General features: G+C 70.6%; 6 protein-coding genes and 1 pseudogene. 1 reads left to right on the top strand and 6 read right to left on the bottom strand.

The window, feature by feature from the left end; translation table 11 throughout:
• Positions 1-129: 129 nt before the first annotated feature.
• The 6 genes and pseudogenes from AN478_RS14265 to AN478_RS03045 form a co-directional block, all read right to left on the bottom strand.
• Positions 130-312 (bottom strand): annotated as a pseudogene (locus AN478_RS14265) (AzlD domain-containing protein); the annotation flags it as partial.
• Between the two features lie 14 nt (positions 313-326).
• Positions 327-1,034, bottom strand: a complete 708-nt coding sequence (locus AN478_RS03065; protein WP_054965150.1) for an AzlC family ABC transporter permease — start codon at positions 1,032-1,034, stop codon at positions 327-329.
• A gap of 108 nt (positions 1,035-1,142) precedes the next feature.
• The gene (locus AN478_RS03060) at positions 1,143-2,135 is read right to left on the bottom strand and encodes an aldo/keto reductase (protein ID WP_054965149.1); all 993 of its coding nucleotides are present in this window, start codon (positions 2,133-2,135) and stop codon (positions 1,143-1,145) included.
• A 46-nt stretch (positions 2,136-2,181) separates the two neighbouring features.
• Positions 2,182-2,748 carry an HPF/RaiA family ribosome-associated protein gene (locus AN478_RS03055; RefSeq protein WP_054965148.1) on the bottom strand — a complete coding sequence of 189 codons (567 nt, stop codon included), beginning with the start codon at positions 2,746-2,748 and terminating at the stop codon, positions 2,182-2,184.
• Positions 2,749-2,789: 41 nt separating this feature from the next.
• A complete protein-coding gene (locus AN478_RS03050) occupies positions 2,790-3,989 on the bottom strand; it encodes an EAL and HDOD domain-containing protein (protein ID WP_054965147.1) in 1,200 nt (399 codons plus the stop codon).
• A gap of 131 nt (positions 3,990-4,120) precedes the next feature.
• A complete protein-coding gene (locus tag AN478_RS03045; protein WP_054965146.1) occupies positions 4,121-4,972 on the bottom strand; it encodes a ChuX/HutX family heme-like substrate-binding protein in 852 nt (283 codons plus the stop codon).
• 400 nt (positions 4,973-5,372) lie between these two features.
• Here AN478_RS03045 and AN478_RS03040 point away from each other — a divergent pair, with 400 nt between their 5' ends.
• The gene (locus AN478_RS03040) at positions 5,373-7,055 is read left to right on the top strand and encodes a DUF262 domain-containing protein (protein WP_054965145.1); all 1,683 of its coding nucleotides are present in this window, start codon (positions 5,373-5,375) and stop codon (positions 7,053-7,055) included.
• The last annotated feature ends 1 nt before the right edge of the window (position 7,056 follow it).

Raw genomic sequence — 7,056 nt, 5'->3', positions numbered from 1 at the left:
GCATCTTCCAGGCGGCCCGGGCGCGGGCCCGCGGGTACCGCAACCAGCAGACCTTCATCACCATGATCTATCTGCTCGCGGCGCCCATCGGCAAAGTGGAAAAATCCATTTAGCGCGTCGAAGCGCCGATTCCGGGCGCAGCACGGCCGGGGCCACCAGCGCCGCCAGCACCGCGGCCGGCACGTACCGCAGCCCCCGCCGCACCACCCCGGGCAGCGCCAGGCGGTCGGAAAGATGGATGAAGGAAAGCCGGAACAGGAAGGTGCCGAGCCCGGTGGCCAGGATGACCAGGGCCAGGGTGCCGCTCGCCATGGGATCCTCCGGATTCAGGGGGTGGGGCGCTCCGTCCGGCGCGACTCAGCCAGCAGGCCGGCGGCGATGCCGGCCACGGCGCCCAGGACCAGGCCCAGGTTGAAGGGCAGCCCGTCCCCGGCCGCCGCCGTGGCGCCCCCGACCAGGGCCGCCAGGAGGGTGGGCCGGTCGTGGAGGAGGGGGACCAGCAGGGCCAGAAAGGTGAGGGGGATGGCGAACTGGAGCCCCAGGCCCTCGGGGACCCGGCCGCCGAAGGCGACGCCGGCGAGGTTGCCTACCAGCCAGGCCACCCACATGGTCACCCCGGTTCCCAGGTAGTACCACGGCTTGTGGGCCCCAGGCTCCTCGGGACGATGGTGGAAGCGGGCCATGCTCAGGGCGTAGGCCTGGTCGGTCAGGAGGTAGGCCAGGGGCCAACGCCCCAAGGGGGGCACATGGGCGAAGTGGGGCGCCAGGGAGGCGCTATACATGACGAAGCGTAGGTTGATCAGCAGGGCCGTGGCCACGATCACCCACGGCATGGCCCCCGACTCCACCAGCTGCACGGTGGCGAGCTGCGCGGCGCCGGCGAAGATGGCCACGGCCATGGCCAGGGCCGCCTCCGCGGACAGCCCGGCGTCCAGGGCGGTGGCCCCCGTGATCACGGCGAAGGGCAGCACCCCGGGAAGGAGGGGCGACACGTCGCGGACCCCCTCCCAGAAGGGCTTGCTTGGCTTGCTCATGGGCTCCCGATGCGCGTTTCCGGGGGCCGACCCCCACCAACGAACACGACGCCGCACACGGCGGCGTCGCGGCGGGCCCGGTCCGGCGCCTTGGCGGCGGTTGGCGGGCTACTCCCGGGCGGGCGGGGCCATGAACTCCGGCCCCACCGGATCGCTGATGGTGGCGTCGAGGATGGCGTCGATCTCCTGCACGGCCGCGTCGTCCAGGGACCAGCCGAGCACGCCCGCCAGGCGCCGGTGCTGATCGGGCCGCCGCCCGCCCCACAGGGCGGTGGTCACCCCCGGGCGGTCGAGCAGCCAGCGCACCGCCAGCTCCAGCACGCCCACCCCGTAGTTATCCTGGGCGAACCGGTCCAGCCCCTCCACCGCCGTCAGGTACTGCTCGTAGCGCGGCGCCTGGAACTTGGGGTCCACGTTGCGCAGGTCGTCGCCGGCAAAGGTGGTGTCCGGACCCATCTTGCCGGAGAGCAGCCCGCGGCATAGCGCACCGTAGGTGACCAGGCCGATGCCCTGCTCCCGGCAGTAGGGCAGCACGTCCGCCTCGATCTGCCGCTCGAACAGGTTGTAGGGCGGCTGGTTGGTGTGCAGCGGCGCCTTGCGGCGGAAGGCGTCCATCTGCTCCGGGGAGAAATTGCTCACCCCGATGGCCCGGATCTTCCCCGCCTCCAGCAGCCCGTTGAGGGCCTCCGCGGTCTCCTCCGGGGCCACCAAAGGGTCCGGCCAATGGACCTGGTAGAGGTCGATGTAATCCGTGCGCAGCCGCCGCAGGGAATCGTCCACCTCCTGGCGGATCCGGGCGGGGGTGGCGTTGCGCCGGACGTTCTCCTGGTCGTCCCACTCCAGGCCCACCTTGGTGGCCACCACCAGCTCCTCCCGCCGGCCCCACTGCTCCAGGGCCTTGCCGACGATCTCCTCGGAGCGGCCGAAGCCGTAGACCGGCGCCGTATCCACCAGGGTGATGCCCTGCTCCAGGGCGGCGTGGATGGTGCGGATGGACTCCTCCTCGTCGGTGCCCCCCCACATCCAGCCGCCGATGGCCCAGGTACCCAGACCGATGCGCGAGGCCTCGATGTCGGTTCCGGGAATGGTGGTGTACTCCACGGGTAGCTCCTTTGCCGTTGTTCCGGTGGACGGCCTCCGAAAATCCTTACTTTTCCGGGTGCTCCTCGCCGATGACCCGCACCACAATGGCCTGGGGCCCCTCCTCGCCCATCTCCTCCAGGAAGCGCACCTCCTCGCCGGAGCGGATATCCTCCAGCTCCTGGTTCTTCACCGCGTGGCGGTGGAAGTAGATGCTCCGGCCGTCGATGGACTCCAGCATGCCGAAATCCTGCTCCGGATGGACCAGGGTCACCCGGGCGTAGCCCTCCTCGGCGTGGGTCTTCACCTCGCGGCGCTTCTTGTTGGCGAAGGCATCCAGCTTGCGCTCCATGGCCTCGAAGGCGTCGCGGATGGCGACGTAGGGGTCCTCGTGGGCATGGTTGGCGCCGGGGTCGCGGTTCACCACCAACTCGCTTCCAGGCACGGTCACGTCCAGGCTGACGTGGTAGATCTTGCCCTTGTGGTGGTTGCGGTGGGGGGCCTCCACCACCACCCGACAGCTCATGATGCGGTCGTAGAAGCGCTCCAGCTTCTCCGCCCGCTCCCGGATCTTGGCCTCCATGGCGTCGGAGTGGTCCATACCGCGAAAGGTCACTTCGGGAGGAATCTGCATCCCTCACCCTCCTCTGCATGCCGGGTGGCCGGTTGGCCACCTCAAACGGTCGCTTTGAGCTCCTCGGCCCACGCCGTGGCCGCCACGTGGGCCTCCGCCAGGCGCTCCGGGTCCCATCCGGCCCGCTCCAGGAAGGCCCAGTCGCCGTGCTCGTGGGCCTCCACGGCGTCCAGCAGGCGGCCGCCGGGTCCGGCCCGGTGGACCAGCGCCGCCCGCACCTCCCCGACCAGGGGCAGGGGCGTCAGGGCCCGGCCCATGGTGGTATCCATCAGGGCATCCAGGGTGGAAAGCAGCCCCACCAGGAAGCCCTGTTCCTCCGCCATCCCCGCCTCCGGGGCCAGCATGGCGCACATCCGGGCCCGTGCCAGGGTCACCACGCGCAGCTCGGTGGGCGTGTCGTCGAGCAGGGCCAAAGCGAGCCAGGTGCCCCACGCGCGAAGCCCCTCCACCCCCAGCAGCGCGGCGGCGCCCTGGATGGTCCCCACCTTCTCCCCCTCCGGCGCGTAGGCGGAGTTGATCAGCCGCAGCAGCCGGTAGCTCAGCGCCGCGTCCTGGCTTACCAGCTCGGCGAGCTCCTCCAAGCCTACCTGGGGATCCTGCAGCCGCGCCACAAGGCGCAGCACCTGGGCCCTGTTGGTGGGGATCCGGTGGTGCCGGGTGGTCTCGGGCCGGGCGAAGAAGTACCCCTGGAAGAGGTCGAACCCCAGCTCCCGGCAACGCTCCCATTCCTCTTGGGTCTCCACCTTCTCCGCCACCAGCCGGGCCGGCGCCTCCCGCAGCGCCTGCATGTGCTCGGCCAGCTCCCCGGGGCCCAGGGCGCGGATGTCCACCTTGATGTAGTCGGCGAGAGGGACCAGGGCCTGGTGCCCGCCGTCCAGGTGGAAATCGTCCAGGGCCACCTCCAGGCCCTCCCGCCGCAGGCCCCGGATGGCCGCCTGCACCCCTTCGTCCGCCGGGACGCTCTCCAGCACCTCCACCACCAGCCTGCCCACGCCGACGGGGTGCTCGGCAAGGCGCAGCAGGGCGGTGCGGGTGAGGTTGAGGAAGGCCCGATGCCCCCCGAGGAAGCGCTCCAGATCCACGCTGGTGAACAGGTCCACCAGCACCGAGAAGGAGGCCGCGTCGGCCGTCCCCCGCGGGGCCCGATCCGGGCTTTCCGGTTCCCGGTAGAGGATCTCGTAGGCGAAGACCCGGAGCCGGGCATCCAGGATCGGCTGGCGGGCGATCAGGGTGTGGGCCATAGGCGGGACTCCCGCTAGCCGGCGGGCCCGGTGGAGAGAACAACCGGATCTCTCAGGACTATATAGGTGCGCCCGCCGCCTGGGGAAGGGCGGCGGGCGCGGAGGAAGAGCGGGAAGCCCCTACTGTGGCCCTAGGAGGCCAGCCGGCAGGCCGCCAGGGCCTGCACCAGGGTGCGCCAGGCCCGCTCCTCGGGGCAGCCCGGCACCCGCCGGCCCGCCAGGCGCAGGATGCGCTCGCCCGCGTCATCGAGGAGATCCACCGTGTGGGCCCGGCCGTCGGGTACCGGGATGTCCACCACCCAGGCGCTCGCCACGGCGGCGAAGGCAAGGTCCAGGCCGAGCCCGGCCCCGCGCACCCGGAGCCCATCGGCCGTGGCCACGGGGTTGTCGATGTGGCCGGTGTAGGTCTGCAGGGCCCCCTTGTTGCCCAGCTCCAGGCGCACCGGGATGGCCGCGTCGGCCAGGGTCTCCAGAAGCTCGCGGATCAAGGAGGGATCCACCGCGTACCGGGCGGTGCCCGGGAAGGCCGGGAGCGCCGGCCGCCCGGGAATGATGGGCCGGCGCATGGCGGGCTGTTGGTGCGCCCGGAGGATCCGGGCGTACGCATCGCGGTCACTGGCGCTGGTGAGCTCCGCGGTCAGTCCCACCTCGCCGTCCCGGTCCACGAAGCGCAGGCCCTCCTGGCGGGCTTCGGGCTCACCCTGACCCACGGCGAAGGCGAAGGACCACTGGGCGGGGTAGAGCCACAGCCCCGATTCCCGGCCCCCGAGCCACAGGGCGTTGCCCGCCCAGCCGGATGCGGTGATCTCCTGAGTGACCGCCTGGCTGGCGTGGGCGGAATGCACCCGCAGGCGCACGGGACCCAGCTCGGAGAGCTGCTCGGCCAGGGCGGCGGGATCGCCGTTCAGACGAAAGGCCTCGGCGCCCTGGGCAGCCGGGGCCGCCTCGAGACCTTCCCTCTCCACCGTCACCGTTCGTTCCATACGTTATCCCCTCCCTTTTTCTCGCGCTGGAGGCCGGCTCTCAACCGCCCCCAGCCTTCCTTTCCAAACCGGTTTCCTCGGGCCGGAGGGACACTTTGTGTCCCCCTCCGGCGCTGTGTCGTTTCGGTGCGTCAGGTCTGTCCCGAAAGCTGTCCCCATCCGGAGACGCTATTGGGAATCATTCTCAACGGTGGCTGATGCTACCCCATCCCCTCTCCCATGGCCAGCCCCAAAACCCCCGCCTTCCCGTTGGATCCGCAGCCCCTTCCCCAGTACGCTTGGGCGCACGGTTCCGTGCCCCCACCCCGGACAGCCCCGATGGGCGTCCGCGCGAACCGCCCATCACCGGGTTCTACTGTCCGCGGTGACCCGCACAGGCAAAGAAAGGGGAGACAGCGCGTTGCGCCAGACCATCCACGCCACCGAGCAGGAGCTGAAGCGCATCTTCAGCGACGACTACTTCTTCCGCATTCCCGGCTACCAGCGGCCCTACTCCTGGACCCGGGACCACACCGCCACCCTGCTGCAGGACCTGATCGACTCCCTGCCGGATGACGGGGTGGGGATGCAGGAGGCCTCCCCCTACTTCCTGGGCAGCATCGTCCTCATGAAGGACCCGAACTACCCCGAGGCGGACGTGGTGGACGGCCAGCAGCGGCTGACCACCTTGACCATCCTGCTCGCCGCCCTGCGTGATCTATCCGCGGCCGGCGCCGCCGATGCCCTGCACAAGTACATCTGCGAGCTGGGGGACAAGTTCAGCGGCACGGAGGACCGCTTCCGCCTGCAGCTCCGCCCGCGGGACCGGCCCTTCTTCCGGGAGCAGGTACAGAGCCCCAACGGCACCACCCTCTACCGGGCCGACGACCGGGAGCTCTCGGACAGCCAGCGCAACATCCAGGACAACGCCCGCTTCCTGGTGGAGCAGCTCACCGAGCTGGGGGAGGAGCGCCGCGACCAGCTGGCCATGTTCCTGCTCCAGCGCTGCTACCTGGTGGTGGTGTCGGCCTCGGACCAGGCCTCGGCCTACCGCATCTTCTCGGTGATGAACGACCGCGGCATGGACCTGGAGCCCACCGACATCCTCAAGGCCGACATCATCGGCGGCATCCCGCAGGAGCAGGAGCAGCACTACACCGAGCTGTGGGAGGGCCTGGAGGAGGACCTCGGCCGCGACCGCTTCGCCGACCTGTTCGGCCACATCCGCATGATCCACCGCAAGGCCAAGGCCCGGCAGGCCCTCATGCAGGAGATCCGGGAGACCCTGCAGCCGGAGCGCAGCCCCAGGGACTTCATCGACCACACCCTGGTACCCATGGCACGGGCCTTCCGCACCATCGAGAACGCCGACTACGGCAGCGCCGCCGAGGCCCTCGCCATCAACCGGCATCTCACCGTCCTCAACCGGCTGGACAATTCCGACTGGCTGCCGCCCGCCATCGCCTTCATTTCCCGGTTCGAGTCCCGCCCGGCGCAGGTGCGGACCTTCCTCCAGGACCTGGAGCGGCTCGCCTACGCCCTGTTCATCCTGCGGGCCCCGGTCAACGAGCGCATGGAGCGCTACATCCGGGTGCTCGACGCCATGGACCGGAGCCAGCCGCTGGACCAGGAGGAATCGCCCCTCCAGCTGTCCTTCGCCGAGAAGCAGCGGGTGCAGGAGGCCCTTGATGGCCCGCTGTACACCCAGGTCCAGCTCCGCCTGCCCATCCTCCTGCGGCTGGAGGACGAGCTTGCCGAAAGCGAGTCGGTTACCTCCCATCCCCGCATCGTCTCCGTCGAGCAGGTGCTCCCTTCCTCCCCGCCGGCCGAGGGGGAATGGGCCCAGCGCTTCCCCGACGCGGCCTCCCGCAAGGAGCAGGCCAACCGCCTGGGCAACCTGGTGCTCATGCCCCGTACCAAGAACCCCGAGGCGCAGAAGTGGGACTTCGCGCGCAAGAAGGCGGAGTACCTCGCCCGGGAGGGCGAGACCCCCTTCGCCCTCACCGCCCAGGTGCTGGAAGTGCCCGAATGGACGCCCGAGGCGCTGGACCGCCGCCACCGCCAGCTGGTGGGGCTCCTCGCCCGGGCCTGGCGCCTCACCTGAC

It is taken from the genome of Thiohalorhabdus denitrificans (assembly GCF_001399755.1).
In the GTDB taxonomy this organism is placed as follows: Bacteria; Pseudomonadota; Gammaproteobacteria; order Thiohalorhabdales; family Thiohalorhabdaceae; genus Thiohalorhabdus; species Thiohalorhabdus denitrificans.
This window is presented reverse-complemented; position numbering and strand designations above follow the sequence as displayed.